Source organism: Candidatus Zixiibacteriota bacterium (assembly GCA_016933955.1).
GTDB lineage: Bacteria > Zixibacteria > MSB-5A5 > GN15 > PGXB01 > JAFGTT01.
The window spans coordinates 219,547-245,221 of record JAFGTT010000027.1 but is presented as its reverse complement, the minus strand read 5'-3'; the positions used below and the strand labels follow the sequence as shown (position 1 = coordinate 245,221).

Annotated in this window: 21 protein-coding genes and 1 tRNA gene; 17 read left to right on the top strand and 5 right to left on the bottom strand. The window is 49.9% G+C overall.

Features of this window, described 5'->3' with window-relative positions:
- On the top strand, window positions 1-235 hold a 235-nt coding region (locus tag JXQ28_09980), incomplete at its 5' end, for a hypothetical protein (GenBank protein ID MBN2278062.1).
- A 109-nt stretch (window positions 236-344) separates the two neighbouring features.
- Here the strand turns inward: JXQ28_09980 and gltA are convergent.
- From gltA to JXQ28_09960, 4 genes are read right to left on the bottom strand one after another with little or no spacing between them, the layout of a single operon-like run.
- On the bottom strand, window positions 345-1,838 hold the full coding sequence (gltA, locus tag JXQ28_09975) for an NADPH-dependent glutamate synthase (protein MBN2278061.1): 1,494 nt from the start codon (window positions 1,836-1,838) through the stop codon (window positions 345-347).
- A gap of 5 nt (window positions 1,839-1,843) precedes the next feature.
- Window positions 1,844-2,719, bottom strand: coding sequence for a sulfide/dihydroorotate dehydrogenase-like FAD/NAD-binding protein (locus tag JXQ28_09970; GenBank protein ID MBN2278060.1), 876 nt, complete (start codon window positions 2,717-2,719; stop codon window positions 1,844-1,846).
- A gap of 46 nt (window positions 2,720-2,765) precedes the next feature.
- Window positions 2,766-3,977, bottom strand: a complete 1,212-nt coding sequence (locus JXQ28_09965) for an acetate kinase (GenBank protein MBN2278059.1) — start codon at window positions 3,975-3,977, stop codon at window positions 2,766-2,768.
- Window position 3,978: 1 nt separating this feature from the next.
- Window positions 3,979-4,887, bottom strand: coding sequence for a 3-hydroxybutyryl-CoA dehydrogenase (locus JXQ28_09960; GenBank protein MBN2278058.1), 909 nt, complete (start codon window positions 4,885-4,887; stop codon window positions 3,979-3,981).
- A 279-nt stretch (window positions 4,888-5,166) separates the two neighbouring features.
- Between JXQ28_09960 and JXQ28_09955 the strand changes: the two genes are divergently transcribed.
- Together JXQ28_09955 and JXQ28_09950 are read left to right on the top strand one after the other, a co-directional pair.
- Window positions 5,167-6,036: an NAD(P)H-binding protein gene (locus tag JXQ28_09955; protein MBN2278057.1), complete on the top strand. Its 870-nt coding sequence runs from the start codon at window positions 5,167-5,169 to the stop codon at window positions 6,034-6,036.
- A gap of 22 nt (window positions 6,037-6,058) precedes the next feature.
- Window positions 6,059-7,303, top strand: a complete 1,245-nt coding sequence (locus JXQ28_09950; protein MBN2278056.1) for an aspartyl protease family protein — start codon at window positions 6,059-6,061, stop codon at window positions 7,301-7,303.
- A 28-nt stretch (window positions 7,304-7,331) separates the two neighbouring features.
- On the opposite strand, the gene JXQ28_09945 is transcribed toward JXQ28_09950, so the two are convergent.
- Window positions 7,332-8,210, bottom strand: a complete 879-nt coding sequence (locus JXQ28_09945) for a hypothetical protein (protein MBN2278055.1) — start codon at window positions 8,208-8,210, stop codon at window positions 7,332-7,334.
- Between the two features lie 283 nt (window positions 8,211-8,493).
- On the opposite strand from JXQ28_09945, the gene JXQ28_09940 reads away from it, so the two are divergent.
- The 14 genes from JXQ28_09940 to JXQ28_09875 all read left to right on the top strand — a co-directional run bounded on the left by JXQ28_09940 (window position 8,494) and on the right by JXQ28_09875 (window position 25,620).
- Window positions 8,494-8,570: transfer RNA gene (locus tag JXQ28_09940), tRNA-Val, on the top strand.
- A gap of 64 nt (window positions 8,571-8,634) precedes the next feature.
- A complete protein-coding gene (gene thrS, locus JXQ28_09935; GenBank protein MBN2278054.1) occupies window positions 8,635-10,575 on the top strand; it encodes a threonine--tRNA ligase in 1,941 nt (646 codons plus the stop codon).
- Between the two features lie 10 nt (window positions 10,576-10,585).
- Complete coding sequence (gene infC, locus JXQ28_09930) at window positions 10,586-11,203, top strand: translation initiation factor IF-3 (GenBank protein MBN2278053.1); 618 nt, start codon at window positions 10,586-10,588, stop codon at window positions 11,201-11,203.
- On the top strand, window positions 11,130-11,324 hold the full coding sequence (gene rpmI, locus JXQ28_09925; GenBank protein ID MBN2278052.1) for a 50S ribosomal protein L35: 195 nt from the start codon (window positions 11,130-11,132) through the stop codon (window positions 11,322-11,324). The genes infC and rpmI overlap by 74 nt, the downstream gene beginning before the upstream one ends.
- Before the next feature lie 50 nt (window positions 11,325-11,374).
- A complete protein-coding gene (rplT, locus tag JXQ28_09920) occupies window positions 11,375-11,725 on the top strand; it encodes a 50S ribosomal protein L20 (protein MBN2278051.1) in 351 nt (116 codons plus the stop codon).
- 14 nt (window positions 11,726-11,739) lie between these two features.
- The gene (gene pheS, locus JXQ28_09915; protein MBN2278050.1) at window positions 11,740-12,756 is read left to right on the top strand and encodes a phenylalanine--tRNA ligase subunit alpha; all 1,017 of its coding nucleotides are present in this window, start codon (window positions 11,740-11,742) and stop codon (window positions 12,754-12,756) included.
- Complete coding sequence (locus JXQ28_09910; protein MBN2278049.1) at window positions 12,756-15,131, top strand: phenylalanine--tRNA ligase subunit beta; 2,376 nt, start codon at window positions 12,756-12,758, stop codon at window positions 15,129-15,131. Before pheS ends, JXQ28_09910 begins: the two co-directional genes overlap by 1 nt.
- A 1-nt stretch (window position 15,132) precedes the next feature.
- Window positions 15,133-15,366, top strand: coding sequence for a cell division protein ZapB (gene zapB / locus JXQ28_09905; GenBank protein ID MBN2278048.1), 234 nt, complete (start codon window positions 15,133-15,135; stop codon window positions 15,364-15,366).
- Between the two features lie 134 nt (window positions 15,367-15,500).
- Window positions 15,501-15,806, top strand: a complete 306-nt coding sequence (locus JXQ28_09900) for a cell division protein ZapA (GenBank protein ID MBN2278047.1) — start codon at window positions 15,501-15,503, stop codon at window positions 15,804-15,806.
- Between the two features lie 91 nt (window positions 15,807-15,897).
- Window positions 15,898-17,463 (top strand): ribonuclease Y, encoded by a 1,566-nt coding sequence (gene rny, locus JXQ28_09895; protein ID MBN2278046.1) that lies wholly within the window; start codon window positions 15,898-15,900, stop codon window positions 17,461-17,463.
- A 5-nt stretch (window positions 17,464-17,468) separates the two neighbouring features.
- Window positions 17,469-18,287, top strand: coding sequence for a TIGR00282 family metallophosphoesterase (locus JXQ28_09890; protein MBN2278045.1), 819 nt, complete (start codon window positions 17,469-17,471; stop codon window positions 18,285-18,287).
- An 8-nt stretch (window positions 18,288-18,295) separates the two neighbouring features.
- Window positions 18,296-19,177 carry a bifunctional methylenetetrahydrofolate dehydrogenase/methenyltetrahydrofolate cyclohydrolase FolD gene (gene folD, locus JXQ28_09885; GenBank protein ID MBN2278044.1) on the top strand — a complete coding sequence of 294 codons (882 nt, stop codon included), beginning with the start codon at window positions 18,296-18,298 and terminating at the stop codon, window positions 19,175-19,177.
- 270 nt (window positions 19,178-19,447) lie between these two features.
- Window positions 19,448-23,794: a hypothetical protein gene (locus JXQ28_09880; protein MBN2278043.1), complete on the top strand. Its 4,347-nt coding sequence runs from the start codon at window positions 19,448-19,450 to the stop codon at window positions 23,792-23,794.
- Window positions 23,791-25,620, top strand: coding sequence for a PorV/PorQ family protein (locus tag JXQ28_09875; protein ID MBN2278042.1), 1,830 nt, complete (start codon window positions 23,791-23,793; stop codon window positions 25,618-25,620). Before JXQ28_09880 ends, JXQ28_09875 begins: the two co-directional genes overlap by 4 nt.
- Window positions 25,621-25,675 lie beyond the last annotated feature (55 nt).

The following is a 25,675-nucleotide window of genomic DNA, read 5'->3' as shown; positions in this document are numbered from 1 at the left end:
CCGCCTGCGGCATAGATGCCTTCGGCGGATCCACCCCTCTGTCAGAGGGGATGAAGATGGATTCCCGATCGGGTCGGGAATGACAGAAAAAGGTGGGAATGACAAAGTTGGTGGGAATGACATGAAGGCGGTGGGAATGATTCAATGCGTGGCAGACGAAGGCGTCTGCCGCCCACGAAATAATAAAGATGTCGAAACCGTATGGTTTCAACCAACAAAGATTGAATATAATTGACCAGACTGGCAGTTTGTTTAGAGACGTAGAAACCGTATCAGGAGTACATGAAAAAACCGCCGGGGGTTAAAGCCCGGCGGTTGGGAAGATGTAATTATCGAATAAAGGACTACTTTTTGGTTTCGGATTCAGTCTCTTTGGCGCCCTTTTTGTCATCATCAGCATAAAACGGAGTACCCATGACGTAATTATGAATCCCACGGGCGGCAACCTTACCGGCCCCGGCCGCCAGAATAACGGTGGCCCCGCCGGTAACAATATCGCCTCCGGCGAAAATGCCCGGGCGGGAGCTCATCATGGTTTTATCATCGACCTTGATATTACCCCAGCGGTTGGTCTCGAGACCGGGAGTGGTTTGGGGAATCAGGGGATTAGAGGAGTTGCCAACGGCCACGACGACGGTATCCACCGGGATGGTGAAATTGGAACCATTGATCACGACCGGGCGACGCCGTCCGGAGGCATCGGGTTCACCGAGTTCCATTTTAACGCATTCCATCGCCCTGACCCAGCCGTTTTCATCACCCATGTAACGGACCGGATTGGTGAGGAATTTGAACTGGACGCCCTCCTGCTCGGCATGATGAATCTCATCAAGCCGGGCCGGCATCTCATTACGGCTTCGGCGGTAGATAATGTAAGCGTTTTTGGCTCCGAGGCGAAGCGAAGTACGGACCGAATCCATGGCGGTGTTACCACCGCCGAGAACGGCGACATTTTCACCGGCAAAGATAGGCGTATCGTTTTCAGGGAATTTGAAAGCGCCCATCAGATTGGAGCGGGTAAGAAATTCGTTGGCGGAATAGATGCCATTGAGATTCTCGCCCTCGATCTTCATGAAATTAGGCAGTCCGGCTCCGGTTCCGATAAAGACGGCATCGAAACCCTCCTGCTCCATCAGTTCATCGACGGTATCGAGTTTGCCGATAACATAGCTGGTGATCACTTCGACACCGAGTTTCCGAAGGTAATCGATTTCGGCGGCGACAATCTTTTTCGGGAGCCGGAATTCGGGGATGCCATAGACCAGCACGCCGCCGGCTTTATGGAGCGCCTCGTACATGACGACCTTATGACCCATCTGGGCCAGGTCAGCGGCCACGGTAATACCGGCCGGTCCGGAACCGACCACGGCGATTTTTTTGCCGGTCGAAGGCGGGAGTTTGGGGGCCATGACAGCACCGGCCTCGCGCTCGTAATCAGCGACAAAACGTTCCAGGTTTCCGATGGCCACGGGGCGATACTTTTTGGTCAGGACGCAGACTTTTTCGCACTGCTCCTCCTGGGGACAGACCCGTCCGCAAACAGCCGGGAGGGCATTGGTTTCTTTGATTTTCCGGGCGGCGGCGATAAATTCGCCATCCATCACCAGGCGGATGAAACCGGGGATATCGACCTCGACCGGGCATCCATCCATACACAGCGGTTTTTTGCATTCGAGGCATCGCGAGGCCTCGATCTGGGCCGCCTCGGGACTGAGCCCGTGAGGAACCTCCATGAAGTTTTTAATCCGCTCCAGGGGGTCCTGCTGAGGCATCTCCTGCCGGGGAACCTTGGTGCGGTCTTTTTTCGGCAGGGGTTCGTATTTTTTAAAATCAGCCATTTATCTTACCGATCCTGTTTATCCATTTGTTTAACCTGTTTACCCAGGCGGCAATGCTCGTCATCGAGAAATTTTTCATAGGCGATTTTCTCGTAGCGGGAGTACATCTTGAGCCGCTTGGTCATCTCATCGAAATCGACCTCATGGCCATCGAAATCGGGACCATCGACGCAGGCGAATTTGGTCTGGCCTCCGACCGTAACCCGGCAGGCACCGCACATGCCGGTACCATCGACCATGATGGGATTGAGACTGACGTAAGTTTTGATTTTGGGTTTACGGGTGGTATTGACAACCGCCTTCATCATCGGGACCGGGCCGATGGCGATAACCATGTCGATTTTGACGCCATCATCGAGCATTTTTTGCAGGATGGTGGTGACGAAACCATGGGTGCCGAACGAGCCATCATCGGTCGAAACGAGAAGTTGATCGGATGCCTCGGAAAGCTCTTTTTCGAAGATCAGCAGGTTTTTGGAGCGGGAACCGATTATAGTAGTGACTTTATTGCCGGCCTCTTTGAGAGCCTGGGCGATCGGGTAGATAGGTGGAATGCCAACCCCGCCGCCGATACAGACACAGTGTCCGAATTTTTCGACATGGGAGGGAATCCCCAGAGGTCCGACCACATCGGCAAAAAAGTCGCCGGCTTTCATCCGATTCATCGATGCCGAGGTTTTGCCGACTTCCTGGATAACGACTGTCAGAATACCGTTTTCTTTGTCCAGCCCTCCGATCGACATCGGGACCCGTTCGCCACTTTCGTTCTGGCGGAGAATGACAAACTGCCCGGCTTTGGCTTTTCGGACAATCCGCGGGGCCTCGATCCTGAACCGGTGGACTTTGTCACACAACTCTTCTTTTTCCAGTATTTTAAACAACTGACCTCCGATTCGCTTTTTAAGGTTCCTTGCAATTCTTTTTATGTCAATTTTGTTTCATTTCCATGACAATACGTTCGGTATCGCGGGCGATCACCAGTTCCTCATTGGTGGGGATCACCATTACCCTGATTTTGGAATCAGGCCGGGACAAATCGGCCTCGACCCCGCGCACGGTTTTATTTTTATCCCGGTCGAATTTCAGTCCCATAAATTCCATGCCGGCGCAGGTCAGGTCGCGCACCATGGTGGAATTTTCGCCGATTCCGCCGGTGAAGACGAGTATGTCCATCCCGCCCATGGCGACCATGTAGGCCCCGATATATTTTTTCAGCCGGTAGCAGAAAATATCAATAGCCAGCCGGGCGTTTTCGTGTCCTTCGAGGTAGGCCTTCTCCAGTTCTCTCATGTCAGATGATACGCCTGAGATTCCCGCGAGTCCGGAATGTTTGTTCAGCAGGGTGTTGGCTTCGTGGAGGGTCAATTCTTCGCGGCCCATGATATGAAGAATAACGGAGGGATCAAGATCGCCGCACCGGGTACCCATCAGAAGTCCCTCGAGCGGAGTGAAACCCATTGAGGTATCAACCGATACACCGCGATCGACAGCAGTGATCGAGGCACCGTTGCCGAGATGGGCGGTAATTATTTTAAGCTGATTATAGGGTCGACCGAGAAACTCGGAAGCCCGTTCCGAAACATAATAGTGAGACGGCCCATGAAAACCATAGCGGCGGATACAGTATTTTTTGTACATGACATAGGGCAGACCGTAGATAAAGGCTTTGGGCGGCATGTTGTGATGGAAAGCGGTATCGAAAACTCCGACCTGTGGAATTCCCGGCAGATTAGCCATGCAGGCCTTGATGCCATTCAGGTTATGGGGATTGTGCAGGGGGGCGAGATCGATCAGGTCGCGAATCTGCTGCATAACTTCATCATCGATCAGGACCGATTTTGTGAATTTTTCGCCGCCATGGACGACCCGGTGGCCGACGGCGTGGATTTCGGATTTATCTTTAATGACGCCATATTCTTCGGACATGAGAGTGTTGATGACATATTGAATGGCGATAATATGGTCAAGTATTTCACCCGTAATTTTGACTTCATCGCGATCGTAGGGCTTATGAGTCAGGACGGCGCCCGACATACCGATCCGGGCCACTAGGCCTTTGGCCAAGACCGTTTTTTTATTCATATCATAAAACTGGTATTTGACCGAGGAAGAGCCGCAGTTTATTACAAGAATATTCATATCAACTTATCCTGTTTTTGGCCACGAATGGCGTTTCACCCTTGATTCGGTTGCCCTCGCTGTCATATCTGAAAACCCCCTGTCCGGACTTGACACCATAATAACCGGCCCGCACCAGTTTGCGCAGAAGCGGGCAGGGGTTGTATTTATGTTCGGATAGTTCACTCAGCAGATTCTCCATCTGGTACATCAGGACATCGAGTCCCATCATGTCGGCCAGCGCCAGCGGGCCGACATTAAAACCGAACCCAAGTTTCATAGCGGTATCGATATCTTCGGCCGTGGAAACACCTTCCATCAGGACATGAAGAGCCTCATTGATGAGGGGAAGGATGATCCGGGTGGTAACATAGCCGGGATATTCATAGACCTGAACCGGCGTTTTCCCGAGCAGATCCGCGAATTGCCGGGCTTTCTGGTAAGTCTCCTCGGAGGTTTTCAAACCGCGGACAATTTCGACCACGGGTATTTTGGGGACGGGGTGCAGGAAGTGCATACCGATAATACGATCGGCCCGGTTGGTCACGGTGGCCAGTTCGGTAATCGAGAGGGTGGAGGTGTTGGTGATGAAAATGGTTTCTTCTGGGCAAAGATCATCGAGGCGTTTGAAAAGCTCCCGCTTGAGACGCATTTTCTCGGGAATGGCTTCGATAATAATGCGCGCCATCTTGGTCACCTGAAGATCGGTGGTGGGAATAACCCGGGAGAGGATCGCCTTTTTCTCCGATTTGGTCAGACCCCATTTATCGATTTCGTGGTCGATATTTTCCGCAATATGATCGATCCCTTTTTCCGCCAGGCGGGCGGTACGGTCCAGCAGGATAACCTCCGTCCCGGTGGTGGCGATGGTCTCGGCAATACCGGTTCCCATGACGCCGGCGCCGACTACAACAATTCTATCTAAAGCCATATCAGACAACCCTTAATATATGTGAAAAAAATAACAATCTCATGCCGCTAATATAAGTAAAAGGGTGAGTCAGGCAAGTCTTTTTTGACGTCCATGAAATCAATATAGCTTCCCCGGTTCAATATCCGCGCGGGCCGGTATTTTGGTTGACCGCCCGATCAATTGGATTTATAATAACATTATTATGCCATGGGAAGGCAATAAATTTCAGGGAAAATCACCGATCAGGCGATAAATTGGGATTTTTTCTGTTTTAAATTCAAGCAAAGGAATATCCAAATGATCAATAAAATACTCATTATCGGCGGCACGGGTCTTCTGGGACAGCCGGTTACCTGGCGATTTAAATATGACGGGTACCAGGTGCGTCTGCTCAGTCATTCCCCGGAGCGCGCCCGTCGTATTTTCGGTGATCAGGTTGAAATTGTCGAAGGTGATGTGACGCAACCGGATGGATTGGCCGAGGCAATTCGGGGATGCGACGCTGTTTATATCAATCTGGGGGCGAAGATGAATATCCCCGATTACGAGCGAGTTGAACACCGGGGAACCATCAATATAGTACAGGCGGCCGCGGGCTCTGATATTGAACGGATCGGAATGATATCGGAGTTGAATGTCGGCACGACCGACATAGATAATCATTATTTTCGGGCCAAGAGGGGCGCCGAGAAGGCCGTGACAGAAAGCGGTTTCCCGTACACTATTTTTCGCTGTTGCCATTTCTTTGACTCTTTGCCGCTTTATGTGGTGGACAAACGAGCCATGATGTTCGGCCGCCAGCCCCATAAAAGATCATGGATATCATCGAGCGACTATGCCCTGATGGTTTCCAAAGCGTTTTCCATGGATGAGGCCAAGAATAAAATATTTCATGTTCGGGGAATCGATCGATTGACGGTCCGAGAAGCGCTTGAAAAATACCTGGGGATTACCGGGGCAGAAGTCAAAATTACGGAAACGCCGCTCTGGTTATTGGGTCTTCTTTCGAGATTCTCGAAGAATAAAAGTATGAGAGGTCTCGCCGAATTCATGAAGGCTTTCGACCGGATACCGGAGGCTGAGACCGAAGATGATACCGAGGAAATCCTGGGGCCGGCCCTGACCACAATTGGAGATTGGGCCAGAGAATACACCCTTAAGAAATAGCCCTATGGAAGGAGTTAATAAGATGATGAGAGTATTCAGGAATTCGATTGCGGGGGTATTAATTCCTATGGTCATAATAGCCTGCTTTGGCTGTTCCGGAGAGAAAACATCGAAGATGGGAAAGAGCCAATCCGATCACAATTATAAGTTTGATTCGGGTGAAGCAGCTTTCCGGATACCTTTTGAGCTGTATGGTAACCTTATTTTTGTCGAGGTCATGGTAAATGATTCCGGTCCGCTCTGGTTCATTCTGGATTCCGGCTGCGAATATTCACTGCTCAGTAAGGAAACCGCCGGGAAATCAGGTTTAAAGATGAGTGGTCCGGAAATGATCGAACAACCCGGGGGAGAGATTGAAGTTTATTCGACAGGCGAGGTATCGTTCGGGATGCCGGGTGTCAGGTTTATCAATCAAACGGTACCAATTTATCCTCTGGAATCGCTGGAGTCGATTGCCGGAAGATCAATCAACGGTATTCTCGGCCATGATGTTTTTGAGCGATTTGTCGTCGTAATTAACTATGATTCGCAGTATATAGACATATATGAACCGGATGGATATGAATATCAGGGTGATGGCGAGATTCTTGAGGTCACGGTAGAAAACGACGAGGCTTTTATCGAGACGGAGATAGAACATCCGGCGGGACGAAGAATCCAGGCCAGGTTGATGCTGGATACCGGCTCTATAAATGTGATCGGTTTCAACGGCTCATATGTCAAAGCCACCGAATTATTCGGTTCCAATCAGAAAACCATACCGGCTTTGGGAATTGCGATCGGGGGCAAGACGGAAAATTATGTGACTCGTATCGAAGCTCTGCATCTAGGCAAAATTGATATAATCAATCCGGTGGTCGGGGCCTCGGTCGATACTCTAAGAAGCGGCGACGCGGGGACGATTGCGGGCGAAGTTTTTCGGCGGTTTACATTGATTTTCGATTATGCCCATGGACGCCTAATCCTTGAGAAAAACCGCCATTTCGATGAACTCTATGAATATGATATGAGCGGCATATTTCCTATCGGGGAATTTCCCGATTTTGCGGTTAAAAAGGTTTTAGCGGTGATGCCCGGTACTCCGGCCGCTGAATCCGGAATATTGGCAGGCGATTATATCGAGGAAATAGACGGTCTTCAGGCCGGGCAGTTATCCATCCTGGAAATTCGCAGAATTTTCATTGGTGACGGGAAGACAGTCCGGTTAAAAATCCGGCGCGATCAGGATATTCTTGAAAAGAATATAAAACTCAAGCGTTTGATTTAAGACTAAAAATCGGGGATTGATCCGGAGATCAATCGCAGGCCGGTTCCGGCCCGCCGCGATAGAGATAATTTATCAGATAAACGGAATCGAGAATATTAATTCTGGCCCGGCCATCCATATCGACAACATCGGGATTAACCGGTTCGGGTCCGCCCTTGTAGAGGTAATTGATCAGATAGACTGCATCCAGAAGATTCAGCCGCCCGTTGCTGTCAATATCGCCGCATATTTTCCTGACCGTTATCAGCCCGGCCGGTCGGCCCATTATGCCGTTATTGAGAGGAATAATCAAGTAGGCATAAGAACCATCATAATCAATATCGGTATCGATAAAAACGCTGTCGGCAGTACCCGGGTTGGTTGTGGAACCTGATGGATCATCGATTCTGAACAGGGATCCGCCGGAACTGGCCGATCGGCGATAGATACGGCAGGTCAGGCCGGACTGGCCGGGCCAGGACAGCTCAATAGTGGTATCGGGGAGAAAGACGCCGTAAACGGTATCGGGCGGATCGGGCCAGTCTGACAGGGACAGCTGGATATTTTCCTGCTCGAAGGAATTATTCGGGATCAATCCGGTCAGGATGGCGCCTTCATGGTTATCGGCGTTAAAATATCGATATTCATAGGGATTACCGGCGGCTTCGGTAAGGTAGTTCTGAAAATCATCATACCAGTTGCCGTTATCGTAACCGGCCCCGATACAGCTTTCGATCCGGATTTCCTCATCGGTACCATCAAGAAAACCGACAAAGGCAATCTGTCCATTGGCCGGGACAGTCATATCGCTGTTGCTTACTGAGCCGTAGATATTTCCCTGGGCGACCGCAAGTTCAGCAAAAATGCCGAAAACGACCGGAACGCAAATTAAAAAAAACAGGATAATTCTCGTTATTCGGGTAATCATCGTTATTTCCAATATCGGCAGTAGTCAAAAATAAAAAATTGCAGACTATCAATAAACATACGATTAAATTCCCTTCCGTCAAGGACTCTTTTTTCGGGGTGGGAGGAAGGTCGGGTAAGGAGTGATATTGTAATTTACATCTAACGTGGAACTCATTATTGATTAAGGTGTTAATTATTTGGTAAAAGGGCCGGGCGGGGTTAATATTTATCTTGACAGATTCGATAATTAATTATATTGTTAGCGTTTGCGAGTTTTGCGTATTAGATGATAAGGCGGGTTTGGGCGATTAGCTCAGTTGGTTAGAGTGCTTGCTTGACATGCAAGAGGTCACTGGTTCGATTCCAGTATCGCCCACCATGATGATAGCGGGCTGTAGACCGGGGGACGGTTTATACCCGCTGCTTACTTATAGTATATTGGAATGGCTGAAGAGATTAAAATAAAATTTCCGGATGGCTCGGTCAAGAATTACCCGAAAGGGGTCACCGGCTACGAGGTCGCCCGTTCGATATCGCCGGGACTGGCCAAAGAGGCCCTGGCGGTTAAAGTCAACGGTCATCTCAGGGATTTAAAGGCCGGGATCGAGAGCGATAATCCGGTTGAAATCCTGACTTTCGACAAACCTGAAGGGAAATTCGTTTTCTGGCACTCTTCGGCTCATGTGATGGCCCAGGCCGTGACGGAGTTATTTCCGGGGGTGAAGCTGGCTATCGGTCCTCCGATCGAAGAGGGTTTTTACTACGATTTCGAGGTGGAGAAACCATTCTCACCGGAGGATCTCGAAAGAATCGAAAAACGGGTCGAGGAAATAATTCGTGAGAAAGCCGAGTTTCACCGCGAGGAAGTCAGCCGCGAGGAAATGCTGGAGAAGTATAAAAAAGAGAGTGAATCCTACAAAGTCGAAATGCTGGAAGAGGATATTCTCGATGACCGGGTATCGGTTTATAAGCATTCATCTTTTGAAGATCTTTGCCGGGGGCCGCATATTCCCAACACGGGAATGATTAAGGCCTTCAAATTGATTTCATCGTCGGGAGCCTACTGGCGGGGCGATGAGCACAAGACGATGCTTCAGCGGATCTACGGGGTGTCATATCCCAAGAAGAGCATGCTGGATGATTACGTCCATCGGTTGGAGGAGGCCAAGAGGCGGGATCACCGAATACTGGGCAAGCAACTGGAGCTGTTTCATATCAGTAACGAAGTAGGGGCGGGACTGGTGATGTGGCTTCCGAAAGGTGCTCTGATTCGGAACGAGATCGAGAATTTCTGGCGCGAGGAACATCTCAAACATGGGTATCAGCTGGTTTTTTCGCCTCATATAGCCCATCTGGATCTCTGGCATCGGTCGGGACATACCGATTTTTATACCGAGAATATGTTTAACCCGATCGAGGTTGACCAGGCGCGGTATCAGATCAAGCCGATGAATTGCCCGTTTCATATCAGTATGTACAAATCACGGCGCTGGAGTTACCGCGATCTACCGATGCGCTGGGCGGAACTGGGAACGGTTTACCGCTACGAAATGCCGGGAGTTCTGCACGGACTGATGCGAGTCAGGGGGTTTACTCAGGATGATGCACACCATTTCGTGTCGCCGGAGATGATGGAAGATGAGCTGGTCTGGCTGATTAAATTTTGTCTGGATATTCTTCGACCATTCGGATTCGAGAATTATGATATCTTTTTATCGACCCGTCCGGAGAAGGCTATCGGTGACCCGGCCGACTGGGTTAAGGCGGAGAATGGCCTTCGGCGCGCAATGGATATATTGAAGCTGGAATATCAGGTCGATGAGGGCGGAGGGGCCTTTTACGGGCCGAAGATAGATATCAAGATTAAAGATGCCCTGAATCGGAGCTGGCAGTGTTCGACGATTCAGTTCGATTTCTCGCTTCCGGAGCGCTTTGATTTGACTTACGCCGATAAAGACGGGCAGCTCAAGCGGCCATTTATGATTCACCGGGCACTTCTGGGTTCGATCGAGAGGTTTTTCGGGGTCTTAATCGAGCATTATGCGGGCAAATTCCCGCTGTGGCTGGCCCCGGTGCAGGTGAAAATCCTGCCGATCACGGATTCCCTCAATGATTACGGGGAGAAGATCCTGGAGTCTTTGAAGGAATCCGGATTCCGGGCGGAGCTTGATTCGCGTTCGGAAAAAATTGGTCATAAGATTCGTGAATCGGAGTTGCAGAAAATTCCTTATATGTTTATAATAGGTGAAAAAGAAAAAGCTAACGGAACGGTTTCGGTCAGACTCCACGGAAAAGGAGATATGGGCGGTTTTAAGCCGGAGGAGCTGATTCCCATAATGAAACAGGAAATCCGGGATAAAGCGCTAATATCCAAGTTGTTATAGGGAGGACACAATAAAGAAGAAAACGACTCGCGTAAACGAGAAGATTCTGGTAACGCCGGTCCGGGTGATCGGCGAAAACGGCGAACAGGTCGGGATACTGCCGGTAAAAGAGGCTATTGATCGAGCCCGGGCGGCTAACCTGGACCTGGTGGAAGTTTCGCCGAACAGCCGGCCGCCGGTTTGCCGCATCATGGATTACGGAAAGTACAAGTACGAGCAGTCGAAGAAAGAACGACAGGCAAAGAAGAAGCAACATACGGTCCAGATGCGGGCGATGCGTTACCGGCCCAAAACAGACGAGCATGATTATCAATTCAAGACGAGACATGTTCGGGAATTTCTCGAGCAGGGGAGTAAAGTAAAGGTTTTTGTGATGTTCACGGGCCGGGAGATGGCCAGAACGGAACTGGGCCGCAAAATTTTAGACAGGGTCGTGGAAGATCTCAGTGATATCAGCACCATCGGGCAAATCCCGAAGCTGGAGGGGCGGCGGCTGACAATGATATTGAATCCGAAACCTCCGACAGGTAAATCAAAAGAGAAGAGGACTGAAAATGCCAAAGATAAAAACGAGCCGATCCGCAGCGAAACGATTCAAGCGGACAGCGACCGGCAAGATCAAGCGTAAGAAGGCCTATCATTCGCATATTCTGACGAAGAAGTCGCCCAAGCGGAAGCGGAATTTACGCAAGTCGGACCTGGTCAGCGCGGTGGATTGCCGCCGGGTCAATAAGATGCTGCCCTATTGATGATTTAAATATAGTCTAAAAGAGACTGGATGAATTCAGGAGTATAGTATATGCCACGCGCAATGAATAATGTTGCCGCTCATAGAAGACATAAAAAGGTATTGAAAAGAGCCCGCGGCAATTACGGGGCCCGTTCCCGGTTATACAGGACGGCACTGGAAACAGTTCATAAGGGTTTGACTTATGCCTATCGCGATCGCCGTAATAAAAAGCGGGAATTCCGTCGTTTGTGGATTGTCCGGATTTCGGCGGCCGCCAAGCAGTACGGGATGAACTATTCAACATTTATTAACGGTTTGAAAAAAGCCGGGGTCGGTCTTGATCGCAAAGCCCTGGCGGATATTGCCGCCCGGGATACGGCCACGTTCGGCCGCCTGGTTGATATGGCCAAGGTTAATTAACTCCGGGATAAATAATGTCCGGAGTTAAGGAGACCAATGAAATTCTGGCCGAAGCTCTTTCGGCCATAGAAGCGGCCGCTTCGGATAACGATCTCGATAATATCAATATCAAGTATATCGGCCGAAAAGGGATAATTACGTCCGTTCTGAAAAGTCTGAAGGATCTTCCGATCGAAGAACGGAAATCCGTGGGAGCGTCGGCCAACCAGGCCCGGGTGAAGATTGAGCAGGCGATTGAAGCGGCGCGCGATAAATTCAAGACCGGCGGAGTCAAAACTCTGGTTGATCCAACCTTGCCCGGTATAAGCCATCGTCTCGGCGCCCTGCATCCCATCACCACAGTCATCGAGCGGATGTGTCGCTCATTTCAGAGTATGGGCTTTGCCATTGCCCGCGGGCCCGAAGTGGAAACCGATTATTATAATTTCGAGGCACTCAATTTCCCGCCGGATCATCCGGCCCGGGATATGCAGGATACATTTTATGTGGAAGGTGAGAAGCTACTTCTCAGGACCCACACGACCCCGGTTCAGGCGCGCTACCTGGAAAATCATCAGCCACCGATCAAAATAATCACTCCGGGGAAAACCTATCGAAATGAGGAAATTTCCACCCGATCGTATTGTGTTTTTCACCAGGTGGATGGTTTTCTGGTTGATGAGGGCGTGACACTGGCCGATCTTAAAGGGGTGCTGGTGGCCTTCTGCCGGGATTTCTTCGGCGAGGGCTTGAAACTTCGTTTCCGCCCCAGCTATTTTCCGTTCACGGAACCATCGGCCGAGGTAGATATTTCCTGTTTTCTCTGTCGGGGAAAGGGGTGTCGGCTTTGCAAGCAAACCGGCTGGCTGGAAATTCTGGGATGCGGCATGATAGACCCCAATGTTCTTGAATGTGCCGGGATGGATTCGGAGAAATACACCGGCTACGCATTCGGGATCGGGGTGGAACGGATCGCCATGCTGAAATACGGGATTAACGATATCAGGCTTTTTTATGAGAATGATATTCGTTTTATAAGGCAATTCATGTAATGCAGTTACCCTATAGCTGGATAAAAGAACTGGTCGATATTTCGTGGCCGGCACCCGAGCTGGCCGGGCGTTTAACGCTGGCCGGAGCGGAAACCGAGACTGAACCGGTCCTCGAAAAAGGATTCGACAATATTTGTGTCGGCCGGATCGAGCAGATAGAAAATATCGAGGGGACGGATCACCTGAAGAAAGCGCTGGTCGATATCGGCCGGGAAAAATTGCAGGTGGTCTGCGGCGCTCCAAATGCCCGAGGCGGGCAGAAAGTGGTCGTAGCCAAAATAGGTGCCGAATTGCAGGGCGGAATAAAAATAAAGAAAAGCAAAATCCGCGGGGTGGAATCATCAGGGATGATCTGCGCCGAAGATGAACTGGGTTTGAGTGATGATCATTCGGGGATCATGGTGCTCGATGAGGATGCCCCGATTGGAGCGCCGATCGATGATGTCCTAAAAGTAAACGACTATATTTTAAATCTCGATCTGACACCCAATCGTGCCGACCTTCTTTCGGCCATCGGGGTGGCCCGTGATACCGCCTGCCTGGCCGGGCTGAAGATGAAGAAGCCGGAGATTGACCTGATTGAAGTTTCGGAAAAAGCCTCGGATTATATAAAGATCAGGATCGATAATCCCGAGGCTTGCCAGCGATACACGGCTCGAATTATCAAAGGGGTAAAAATCGGACTGTCGCCCTGGTGGATTCGGCGTAAGCTGTTGCTCTGCGGTATCAGGCCGATTTCCAATGTGGTTGATATCACCAACCTGGTGATGATGGAATACGGACAACCGCTTCATGCCTTTGATTATCGAAAATTCAGCCGGGGAGAAATTGTGGTTCGGCGTGCTTTCGAAGGTGAGATGTTTACTACTCTCGATGGCCGGGAACATAAACTGACCCCGGATGTCCTGATGATTACCGATGGCCGTCAGGGAGTGGGAACGGCCGGGGTCATGGGTGGTCTGGATTCAGAAGTGTCCGAGGACACGGTCGATATTTTGCTGGAATCGGCCTATTTCGACCCGGTAACCATCAGGAAAAGCCGGATGCTTCTGGGGCTCAATACCGAATCATCGTATCGTTTCGAACGGGGTGTCGATCCTAATATCGTTCCGATTGCGGCGAACCGGGCGGCCTGCCTGATGCAGAAATTCGCCGGTGGATCGGTTTTGTCGGGTCTGGTTGATTGTTATCCCGAGCCGATAAATCCGGCGGAAATCGAATTGAGGCCGGAGCGGGTGCGGGCTCTTCTGGGGGTGGATATCCCGACCGAACGGATAATTAAGATTCTCCGTGATCTGGAATACGAAGTCGAAGACCGGGGAAAACTTCATGTGAAGGTGCCGACTTTCGCGGTTGATGTTAAACGCGAGGTCGATCTTATCGAGGAGATTATCCGCATTGAGGGTTTCGAGTCGATTCCGTTTATTGACCGCAATAATGGCCCCCTGTTTACACCGGGCCATCCCGATGATGTTTTTCGGAGTGAGATCAGGAGAATATTGACGGCCCAGGGATTCGACGAGATTTACAGTTCCGGATTGGGTCATTCCCGGCAGTTAAGCAAACTGGGAGCCGGAGATAAGCAATTGAAAATATTGAATCCGATTGCCGAGGATCTGGATGTTCTGCAGAATACCCTGATTTATTCGTTATTGAAATCAACCGCTCATAATATCGCTCATCGTAATGTTGATCTGGCATTGTTCGAGATCGGTAAAGCCTTCAATCCCGGAAACCCGCCTGCCGAACAGGAGATAATCGGGATAATCATGACCGGCCGCTCGGTTGATAAGTGGTTTGGCCGGGGAAGAGAATATTCATTTTATGAACTGAAAGGCGCCCTGGAAACTCTGGCCGGGGGATGCCGTTGCGGAGAAATCGCGTTTGTCGGTTGTGATCAGAAACCGTTTATCAAAGGTCTGGCATTTAAGGTGAATATCGGAAGCGTGACAATAGGTCGGGCGGGTCAGATCGATCCTGAGATTGCCCGCGAATTCGATATTAAGCAACCTGTATTCGCGGCTGAGATTGATTTTGACGGATTATTGGGAAGCAGGCAGGATACGGCGGTATTCAAGCCGCTTCCTCGCTACCCGGCCGCCCCACGCGATATAGCCATAGTGGTCGATGAATCGGTCCGGGCCGGGGATATACTGGAGGAGATAAAAAAGGCCGGTGGAAAATTGCTGGAATCGGTTGAGATTTTCGATCTTTATCGCGGCAAACAGATCGGATCGGGTAAAAAGTCACTGGCCTTCGCCATGATCTTTCGATCCGCGGAAGGTAGTCTTGAAAATGCGGAAGTTGTTGATTTGCAGAGAAAAATAGCTGAACATTTAAAGCGTTGCTTTAAAGCAGAAGTCAGAGAAGGTTGATATGGATACGCTGGAAAAGCTGGAAGAAAAAATAAACAAGGCGGTTGCCCTGATTGATAAATTGAATCAGGAAAATGGTCATCTGATTGACGAAAACAAGCGTTTAAAGACACAGCTAACTGAAACGGAATCCCGAATTACCCGGATGGAAAAGGAAGAAAACGAGAAATCGGAAACGGTTAAACGGCGTTTGAGTAGTATTCTTGATCGTCTGGGAAACCTGGAACAATTATAAGTATTTTATATTTGACAAGAAGAGTTTGGATTTATAGGTTATTTTTTATAAATAGATTAACGTAATAATTTAAGTGATAAAAGAGGATAGTCCAAAATTATTTGAGGATAATAGTTCATAATAATATGCCTGGAATTTCTGACAAAGACAAGGTGGTTAGGGTAGCCATATTCGGCGAAGAATATTCGATTCGGGGTAATGCGAATGGGGATTATATGCTTCGTGTTGCCGACTGTGTCGATAAAAAAATGCGCGATATTGCGCTTCGATCCAAAAATAGGTCACCTCATAAGATTGCCGTATTGGCGGCGTTAAATTTGGCCGATGAACTTTTGGATCTTAAGGACAATTTAGAGGCGAATAACAGCATCACAGAAAATAAGGCAAGAAATCTTCTGGAATTACTCGACAGCAAACTCGAGGGTTCCGGGGATAAATGAATTATTGGCTTCAATCAATTCATATCCTCTTTTTTCATAGACATTATTTTTAATAGATGGTCCCGATAAAGAGTCGGGACAAGGAGGACAGATGGACAATGTCTTGGTGGTTGTCCTTTTAGCGGTCCTGGCGGCTATTGTTGGTTTTGGCCTGGCCTGGCTGATTTTGAGACGAATCGGCGATCGTAAAATCAGCGGGGCGGAAGAAGCGGCCAAAAAGATAATTGCCGAAGGCCAAAAAGAGGCTGAAATAAAGAAAAAAGAAGCCCTGCTTGAGGCAAAAGAAGAATGGTACAAAACAAAAACCAATTTCGAGCGCGAATATCAGAATAAAAGAAACGAAATTCAGAAGACCGAGAGGAGGCTGGCCGATAAGGAAACGGCTGTCGATCGCAAACTGGAAAGTTTACAGAAGCGGGAAAAAGAAATTGTCAACCGTGAAAAGACCCTGGCCGGCCGCGATAAAGGAATAACCCTCCGCGAGCAGGAGCTGGAAAAATTAGTGCACATCCAGAATGAAAAACTGGAACGCATCGCCCAGATGACATCCGACGAGGCCAAAGAAGAGCTGAAAGTCAATTTGATCAACGAGGCCAAAATCGAGGCGGCCGCCATGATGAAGGAAATAAGGGACAAGGCCGAGCAGAATGCCGAAAAGGAAGCGCGGGAAATTATTATATCGGCCATTTATCGTTGCGCCGCCGATCACACGGTGGAATCAACAGTATCGGTGGTAAATCTACCGAACGAGGAAATGAAAGGGCGTATTATCGGACGGGAAGGACGTAATATCCGATCATTCGAGACCGCTACCGGGATTGATGTGATTGTCGATGATACTCCCGAGGCGGTGATTCTTTCCGGCTATGATCCGATCCGCCGGGAAATCGCCCGGATGTCTCTGGAGAAATTGATCACCGACGGACGGATACATCCGACCCGAATCGAAGAAATCGTGGCCAAGACGGAAAAAGAGATGGAGATGATAGTTCGGGAAATAGGCGAACAGGCCTGTTTCGATCTGGGTATTCAGGGACTTCATCTGGATGTAATCAAGCTTCTTGGCAAATTGAACTACCGCAGTTCGTACGGACAGAATGTCTTGCAGCATTCCAAAGAAGTGGCCATTCTGGCGGGATTGATGGCCGCCGAGTTGGAGCTTGATCCGAATCTGGGCAAGCGAGCCGGGCTGTTGCATGATATCGGTAAGGCCATCGACCGGGAGACGGAAGGAACCCACACCGAGATCGGGGGGAATTTCCTGATCCGTTACAATGAACATCCAGCGGTAGTCAACGCGGTATTGTCGCATCACGGGGACATCCCCCAGGAGACGCCATATGCTATTTTAGTCCAGGCGGCCGATGCTATTTCGGGAGCCCGCCCGGGAGCGCGGCGGGAACCGCTGGAGGCGTATATCAAGCGTTTGGAGACCCTTGAAGAACTGGCGGATTCCTTCCGCGGAGTGGCCAAGGCATTTGCGATCCAGGCTGGCCGCGAAGTTCGGGTGATTGTCGAATGTGAGCTTATAGATGATCTGGCCACGCATATTCTGGCCGGTGATATCGCCCGCAAGATTGAACAGGAAATGGAATATCCGGGACAGATTAAGGTCTCGGTGATTCGTGAATCGAGAGCGACGGAATATGCCAAGTAGGAGTCATGAAGCCACAGATTAAGATTCTTTTTTTCGCCGATGCCTGCGGTCAGCCGGGGCGGTTTGTTTTATCGCAGATGTGCAAGCCGCTCAAGGAAAAGTACCAGGCGGATTATGTGATCGCCAATACTGAAAACGCCGCCGGGGGATTCGGTATCACACCGGAAATGGCCCGAAAAATGTTTACCTACGGGATTGACTGCCAGACCTCGGGAAACCATATCTGGGATCGTCTGGATATCCTCAAATATATCGATGAGCAGCCGCGACTTTTGCGGCCGTCGAATTTTCCTCCGGGATGTCCCGGAGCGGGTTACCTGATAGACGAAGTTGACGGAGTCAAAATCGGGGTATTGAATCTCCAGGGGCGGACATATATGAAGGATATCGACTGCCCGTTTCGGACGGCCGATCGCGATTTGCGGATTATCCGGGAGAGGGCCGATATTGTCATCGTCGATTTTCATGCCGAAGTTACCTCGGAGAAGCAGGCGCTGGCTTATTATCTCGACGGTCGGGTGTCAGCCATAATCGGGACCCACACCCATGTCCAGACGGCCGATGAATCGGTGTCGGAACGGGGAACGGCCTATATCACCGATGCCGGAATGACCGGGGCCTATGATTCGATTATCGGGATGGCCAAAGGGCCGTCGCTGGACCGGTTTTTAACCGGCATGCCGAAGCGTTTTACATGCGCCAAGAAGGATATTAAAATCAGCGGAGTGGTGGTAACGGTCAGCACCGAAGACGGCGGGGCGGAGGCAATCGAAAGATTTAGAATCGACTATGGCGGGGATATGGGACCCGAGGAGAAGGAATGAAGGACGTTATGGAGGCGACAATAATCGACGGCAAAAAGATATCCGGTGAGATCAAGGAAGAGCTTCAACGGAAAGTCGCAGAGCTTAAAAAGAAAGGCGTTACTCCGGGACTGGCGGCGGTGCTGGTGGGCGATGATCCGGCCTCCCAGAGTTATGTCCGCGGCAAAGCGAAGGCGTGTGAGAAAATCGGTATCTTTTCCGAAGTCATTCGCAAGCCGGCCGATATCACCCAGGAAGAATTGGAGAAAATTGTCCTGGAGTTGAACGGGCGGAAAGATATCGATGGAATTTTGGTGCAGTTGCCGCTTCCGGGACATCTTAAAGAAAAGGATGTGATTCTTCGTATTGATCCGGCCAAGGATGTCGATGGGTTGCATCCATTCAATTTCGGAATGCTTCTTCAGGGGCACCCGACCTTCCTGCCCTGCACCCCGTACGGAATCGTGGAATTGATGCGTCGCTATGATATCGATCCGGCCGGTAAGGAAGTAGTGGTACTGGGGCGGTCCAATATTGTCGGCAAACCGATCGGGGTGATACTCCTGCAGAAAGCCAGGACAGCCAATGCCACAGTAACTTTTTGCCATTCCCGGACCACTAATATAAGGGATGTCTGTCGTCGGGCGGATATTCTTATTGCCGCTATCGGGCAACCTCGTTTTGTTACAGCCGATATGGTCAAAGAAGGGGTGGTGATAATTGATGTCGGGATTAACCGTATCGAGGATCAATCAAATGATAAAGGATACCGGATTATCGGCGATGTCGATTACGAAGGTTGTCTGGAGAAGGCCTCGTTTATTACCCCTGTTCCCGGGGGAGTGGGGCTGATGACGATTGCCATGTTGCTGGCCAACACGGTTCAATCGGCCGAAAAACGTGTTAGATAAAAGAGCGGCAAAACCGCATTGACATGCACATATTGCGCATCATTATGCGCATTATTCTCTCTCAAAACTGATTTTTCACATCCTTCTTTCGGGCATTTCATTATTGAATTTAATGAATGAAATGTCAACCTGTTATTATGCTGACATCCAGTCGGATACTACAATTACATAAAGTATTTATTTAAGTATAAAGTTATTTGGAATCGGTCAATTTTTGTTTGTAGAAAGGTACTGTCTTTGCTTTTTCACGGGTGAATGACCGCTATAATTATGGCTAGCCAATTGAGAATATTGATTTTTGCCCCACTTTTTATCCTTCTCATCCTGTCATACGGTTATGCTCAGGAAATCGTATATGAGTTACCCGATTCATTGCAGGAATTGCAATCATGGGAAGGCAATGGAGAAACGGTAATCCTTGCGGCCGGAGTCGGTTGCCCGCCGGCCGGTCAGATAGTGGTAACGCCGTCATCGGGAATAGCCGGCAACTCTGATATCTACACTATCGATATAACTTTGCCCCAAACCGGAATTCCTTATAAGGGCGGATTGATGTTCACATTCCCGCCGAATTTCGATTTGTCGGGGATTGTAAGCATAAATATTGATGATAATCATGAAGGCGGGAATCTGGAGATATACAGGACTTTCATATTCGGCCGGTCGATCGCCTTTACCTTTAAGGCCGGACAATCGCCTCCTCCCGGAACGGTAATGACCTTTACGCTTAATTCGGTGGGGAATACCCCGGTGGCCAGGCAATACCGGCTTTATGGGATTATTTTTAATCGCTATCTGCAGATCGTCTCCGGGCCGACCGCCTCGCAATATTTCGATATAATTCCGGATGTCCCGGTTTCTTTATCGATAAGGCCGGATCAACCGCTGTGGTTGAAAGCCGGGCAGAGCCAGCTGTTCCGGGCCATTGCCCGGGATCGGCTGGGCAATGAGATTCGAAATATTGAATATGAATGGTCCCTGACGGCCGATTCGGATCCGATTGGATTGATATCCGGGGGGAACCTGTTTGTCACCAAAGTCGGGACCGGGCGGATTCAGGCGGAGTACATGGGATTGACGGCCCGATCAGGGCTAATAGCGGTCCGGCCGGGGGAAATCAATCATTTTGAAATTACCGAGTATCCTCCGTATGTTCCGTCGGGGCAGGTTTTCCCATCGCCGGTGGTGGTCGAAGTGTATGACGCCTTTGATAATCTGAAAACCGATTATGATGGTCCGGCCTATTTTACGGCCGTGGATCCCCTGGCGGTTTTTTACTATGATGCAGGTAATCCTTATTATTTCACTGTTGCCGATTCCGGTGTTCATTCCTTTGAAGGAAGTCTGTTTCAACTGGGGGCGGCCGGGTATCAGCGACTTACTGTAACGGATGGTTTCCGGACCGGTTCCACCGGGTATATCACGGTTTCGGGGGAAGTCGGGCCGATTGTCTCCTTTGAACTCGAATATTCATCAACAATTATGGCCGGGAAAACCGCTCTTATATCTATAACCGGGGCAGTCGATGAAAATGGGCAACCGGCGGAAGGCATAATTTCGCTGACCCTTTTGAATGATGGAATTTCACCGGGCGGTTTTGAACCGGTGATCAATGATATCTATGTTCAGCATGGGACCGGTTCAGCGGTTATTTATCTGTATCGGGCCGGTATTGCGGAACTGACGGCCGCAACGGAGCAATTCAGCCGGAATCTCAATATTGAGGTTTATCCCGGTGAGGCCGCGGAACTGGTCATGGAATTGGCCGAGTCGCAGTTTGTAGGTCAACCGCTTCTGGGTCCGGCAACTCTTACGGCTATGGATAAATTCGGAAATATCAAAACTGATTTCGATGCTTCACAGACGCCGGTCGAACTGAATACAGATCGGGGGACTCTCTCACCATCGATTCTCGATAATGTTTTCGATTTTACCGATGGGGTGGCTGATCTGGCGTCTGAATATATTATATTTGAGGGAGAAGCGGGAGAGGTCCGGCTGAGCGCGATAGCCGGAGAAGTGCTGTCGTATCCGATTAAAATTACTTTCAATAACATGGAATTCGATATGGCCGGGGAAGTTTCCGGCTATGCCTATATCGGTCGGGATTATATAATCAATCTGACGGTATTCAATAACGGGAACCTGACTCCCGAGGCAATGACAATCCGGGCTTATTTCAAATCCTGTCCCGTCCAGTGTCTGGCAATATATAAGCCGGATCAGATGCCCGAGCCGGGTAAATTTCTGACGTTTCAAACTGCCATTCCCACCGGGGAGCTTTTGCCCGCAGAAGAGGACTCGGTGGTAATCGGGATTGAATCGGAATATTTCGCTTATAGCGCCATAATAACCGCTGATTATATCGAATCATACCGGGTTGAACCGATCGCACCATCACGGCTCGAATTTGTTGCCGGATCCTTATCGTGCGATACACTTTTGACTCCATCGACTCTGGCGATGCTGGAGATGAGATTCAATTTAATCGGATCTGGTTTGCCGGAGGTCGCGTATATTTCGAATCTGCAACTTGATCTGGAAATCCCCCAATCTGACCCGATACCACTGGCGGCGGAAACCAAGTCGGTTGAAATTCTTGATAACGTCATGTCGGTCAGGTTCGAAAACGTGGACATCCCCGATTTAAAAGAATACGGTCTTTCGGATCCATTGTCTGCCGGGCTGATGCTGTCGGGTTATATTTATCCGGCTGTCGAACCGTTAATTTATTTTGAACAACTGGAGAATTTCGGTTCGGTTCGTGTCGAATATCGTTCCAATCCGGAATACGTTTCAAATACCCTGTCGCCTTTGACTCTGTTGTATGATACGGCTCAGTCTTTTGAATTCGATCTGGTTCTTGATGGTTCCGCCGATATTTTACTTGATCCGGTGTTATCCCGATTCGAATTGCAGCATCAGGGGGGGATTCTTTCGGCCTTCCCGGTCGATCCGACAAAATTGCATCCCGGTATCAACCGTATCCGAACCGGGGCGATATATATACCCGAAAGCCTGGTGGGTGAGGAACTTTATCCGGGAATGATCTTAAACGGTGCCGAGCTTTATTCCCGCCGGCTCGATACGATTCTATTCGGTGATGAAACGATAGTGGTTTCGGACCAGACGGTTGTTCCATCATGGCTGCAAATTATCTCCACCGACCTGAATACGTACAATCCTCCATTTGTCAATTACAATCAGCCGTTTTCGATTTCCGTCAGCGTGGAAAATCTGTCCGATGCCACGATTGATTCGATTTCGATCTATATCCAGTCCGAAAACGGATTGGTCACTTATGCCGAAAAGCATGGAATTTCCATTCCGTCCAGTTCCGTGGTGGGTAATTCATTCAATATAACCGCGCCGGATTATTCAACCCCGTTGTTGATTTATCGGTCGGTAATCGAGGCTTCGGGGGCGGTGATTCTTTCACCGCTGGATAATACGGTGGCGGTATCAGTGCAATCCCCGGCCGAAATAGACCTGCGCTATGCACTCAGGAATACCAGCGGGTCCTATGTCGATTACTATCAGACCTTTTCGGTCGAAGCCGAACTGCATAATCTGGGCGAAGCGGCGGCCGGTGACGGGGAAATAACGCTCTTGACCGGCGGCTATGATTTCGGCGTAACCGATTCGGTGAGCGAGGATGTGGAGACCGGCAGTACCCTGGTTTTCGAACTTACCGCCCCGGCCCAATCATTATCGACTGAATTCATTTTGAAAGTCAGCCGAATGCCGCTTGATCGCAATACCGGTCAGCCGGCCCTGGTGAATACCGATTCTATTTCTTTCCCGATTGTGGTCGAGCCCGGCGACGCGGAACTGGTTGTCGATGCCGTGGCGGGTGCGACGTCGCTGATTCGAGAAGGAACCACCGGTGAGTTGCTGGTGCTGAAACTGAAAAATGATACCGAAAACCAGTTGAATGTGGTCGAGTTGATTACTATCACCATAGAATTTACTGACAAGAACGGTCTTCATATTGCACCGGATGATATTCTCGTCCTGGCCGAATCCGGTTTTATGCAGGATGATGTGCTTCTTACATCGGCGGTTATAGACAGCGGACGGCTGGTATTGGCCTTCGATGATTATGTCCTTGATCCGGGAATATCGGATACCATCAGTCTGATGGCGAAGTTCCGGGAGAATATTCCGTTTGCAAGTTTCAAACTGTACATCGACCGGCGGGACATACGAGCCATCTTTGCCGCCGGGCCGAGGATTAATCAACTGGTTCCAATCCGCGGTGAAAGCGGTGACAGCTATTTGATCAGCGAAAGCTATGTGGTCGTCAAACCGGGGTTGGAGAACTCTCTGCTGATTCGCAATAATCCTTTCAATCCGCTGGAAGGTCCGGCTGAAATCGGATATATTCTTGATGCGGACAGCGAGGTTACCATGACCCTCTATACCCTGATAGGGGAAAAGGTCTATGAGATTTCTTACCCGGCCGGCAGTGAAGGGGGGCGGCAGGGGCAGAACCGGGTTTTCTGGGATGGTTACAATTCCGAGGGGCGGATGGTTTTGAACGGGGTGTACGTAGTGGTAATCAAACTGGCTGAATGTGATGAAACATACAGATTGAAGCTGGCGGTGATGAAATGACGGGCCGTTCGATAGCGATATTGATTCTAACCGGCCTGATAATTATCGGGTCGGGTCCGGCGCTGGGCGATGACGGCGGCCGGGAGTCGCAGTTTTCTATCGGATCGGGAGCCCGATCGGTAGGCATGGGCGGTGGGATGGTCGGTCTGGTCGATGATGCGACAGCTATTTTCTGGAATCAGGCGGTGCTGGCCACGCTGGAGGAGCAGGAATTCGGTTTCATGCACGCCACCCTTTTTGAAGGGTCGATGTTCGATGCCGCATCATTCGCCTACCCTCATCCCAGGCTGGGCGGTTTCGGGTTATCGTTTATGCGGCTTGGAACGGATGATATTGTCCGGCGGGTGGAATGGAGTGAAGAAGGCACTTTCGGGTACCATATTGTCCAGTTAATTCTGGGGTACGGACGGCGTCTGGAGGGCGGTTTTTATGTGGGCTCGGCCCTGAAAATAGTCAATCAGTCGCTGGACAATAATTCCAGCTACGGGGTCGGGCTGGATGTTTCCTTTTACCGGCCGTTGACAAGGAAAATTTCGGCCGGGATTATTTTCCAGGATATTATTCCTCCGCGGCTTCGGCTGAATGAAAAACTGGAGACTCAACCGCATACGATCATGTTCGGGATCGGGATAAAAGATATCAGGATATTCCGGAATCTATATCATAATTTCAACCTGGCTCTGGAAAAACCGGAGGAAAGATCGGTTAAACTTCATACCGGACTGGAAACGAATTACCGCGATGTGGTCGATTTCCGGATCGGTTATGATCGTGATAATATGGCCTTCGGACTGGGTTTGCACTATCATCGGGTGCGGTTCGATTATGCTTATCGCATTATGGACGGAATCACCGATTCTCATCGCTTCGGTTTTTCTTTCCGATTCGGAGTTTCGGTATCGGAGAAATTGAGACGTGAGACTGAGCTGGCGGATGCCCACGGCAGTTATTTGATTTTGAATGATCGTCAGGAGCAATTCAAATATTACAATTACCTGGCCGACCGCTTTTATAACAATGATGAATTCGATTCGGCCTATGTATATTACCATCGGGCCCTGGCCTACCGCGAAGACAGCCCGGAAGTCCTGGAGAAGATCGCGGCTATCGATGCCCATCGGCGCCAGTTGATTCAGGAGCAACAGGCCGAAATTTCAGACGAAGAATTGCAGAATATCCTGCTTGACAATTACTATCAGCAGGCCGCCGCCTTTTTCAACCAGGGACGCTATGTCGCCGCCCGGGCGATTATCGGGCTGGCGCAAAAGATGGAGCCTGAATCATCGCGGCTCAACGATTTTAAATTAATGCTGAATCGGGCGGTTGAAGAACGGCTGATTGAATTGCTCGACCGGGCCGATCGGGCCGAGAAAGAGGGACGTCTTTCGGATGCCATCACGGCTTACGACCTGATTCTGGAGCTGTCTCCGGATGATTTGACCATCAAGAAGCTTAAGGGTCGAGTCGGGACCAAAATAGATGTGGCCCGGATGATCAGCAAGGGCGTGGAATCATTCTATCTGGGACGGTTGTCATCGGCCGAAGGCCAGTTTAACGAAGTGATCCGGATTTCCCCGGATAACCTGGTGGCCCAGGAGTACTTGCGCAAGATAGTTTCGTTGCGGCAGCAGCCCAGTGTCCAGGAGGATCTGGAGAAAGATGAATCAGTCTGGAAAATATATTTGAACGCCCTGGAGTACTACCGCAACGGCGAATATGAAAGGGCCATCGAACTCTGGGAAGAGGTATTGAAATTCTATCCCGGCAATGAACAGACGCTGAATAATATTAAGCAGGCCCGGTTAAGGTTACAGTCAAAAGAATAAGTTTATTCGAGATACTTCGCCAATGGGGCTTTTTATATTGAACATCCGGCCCCGG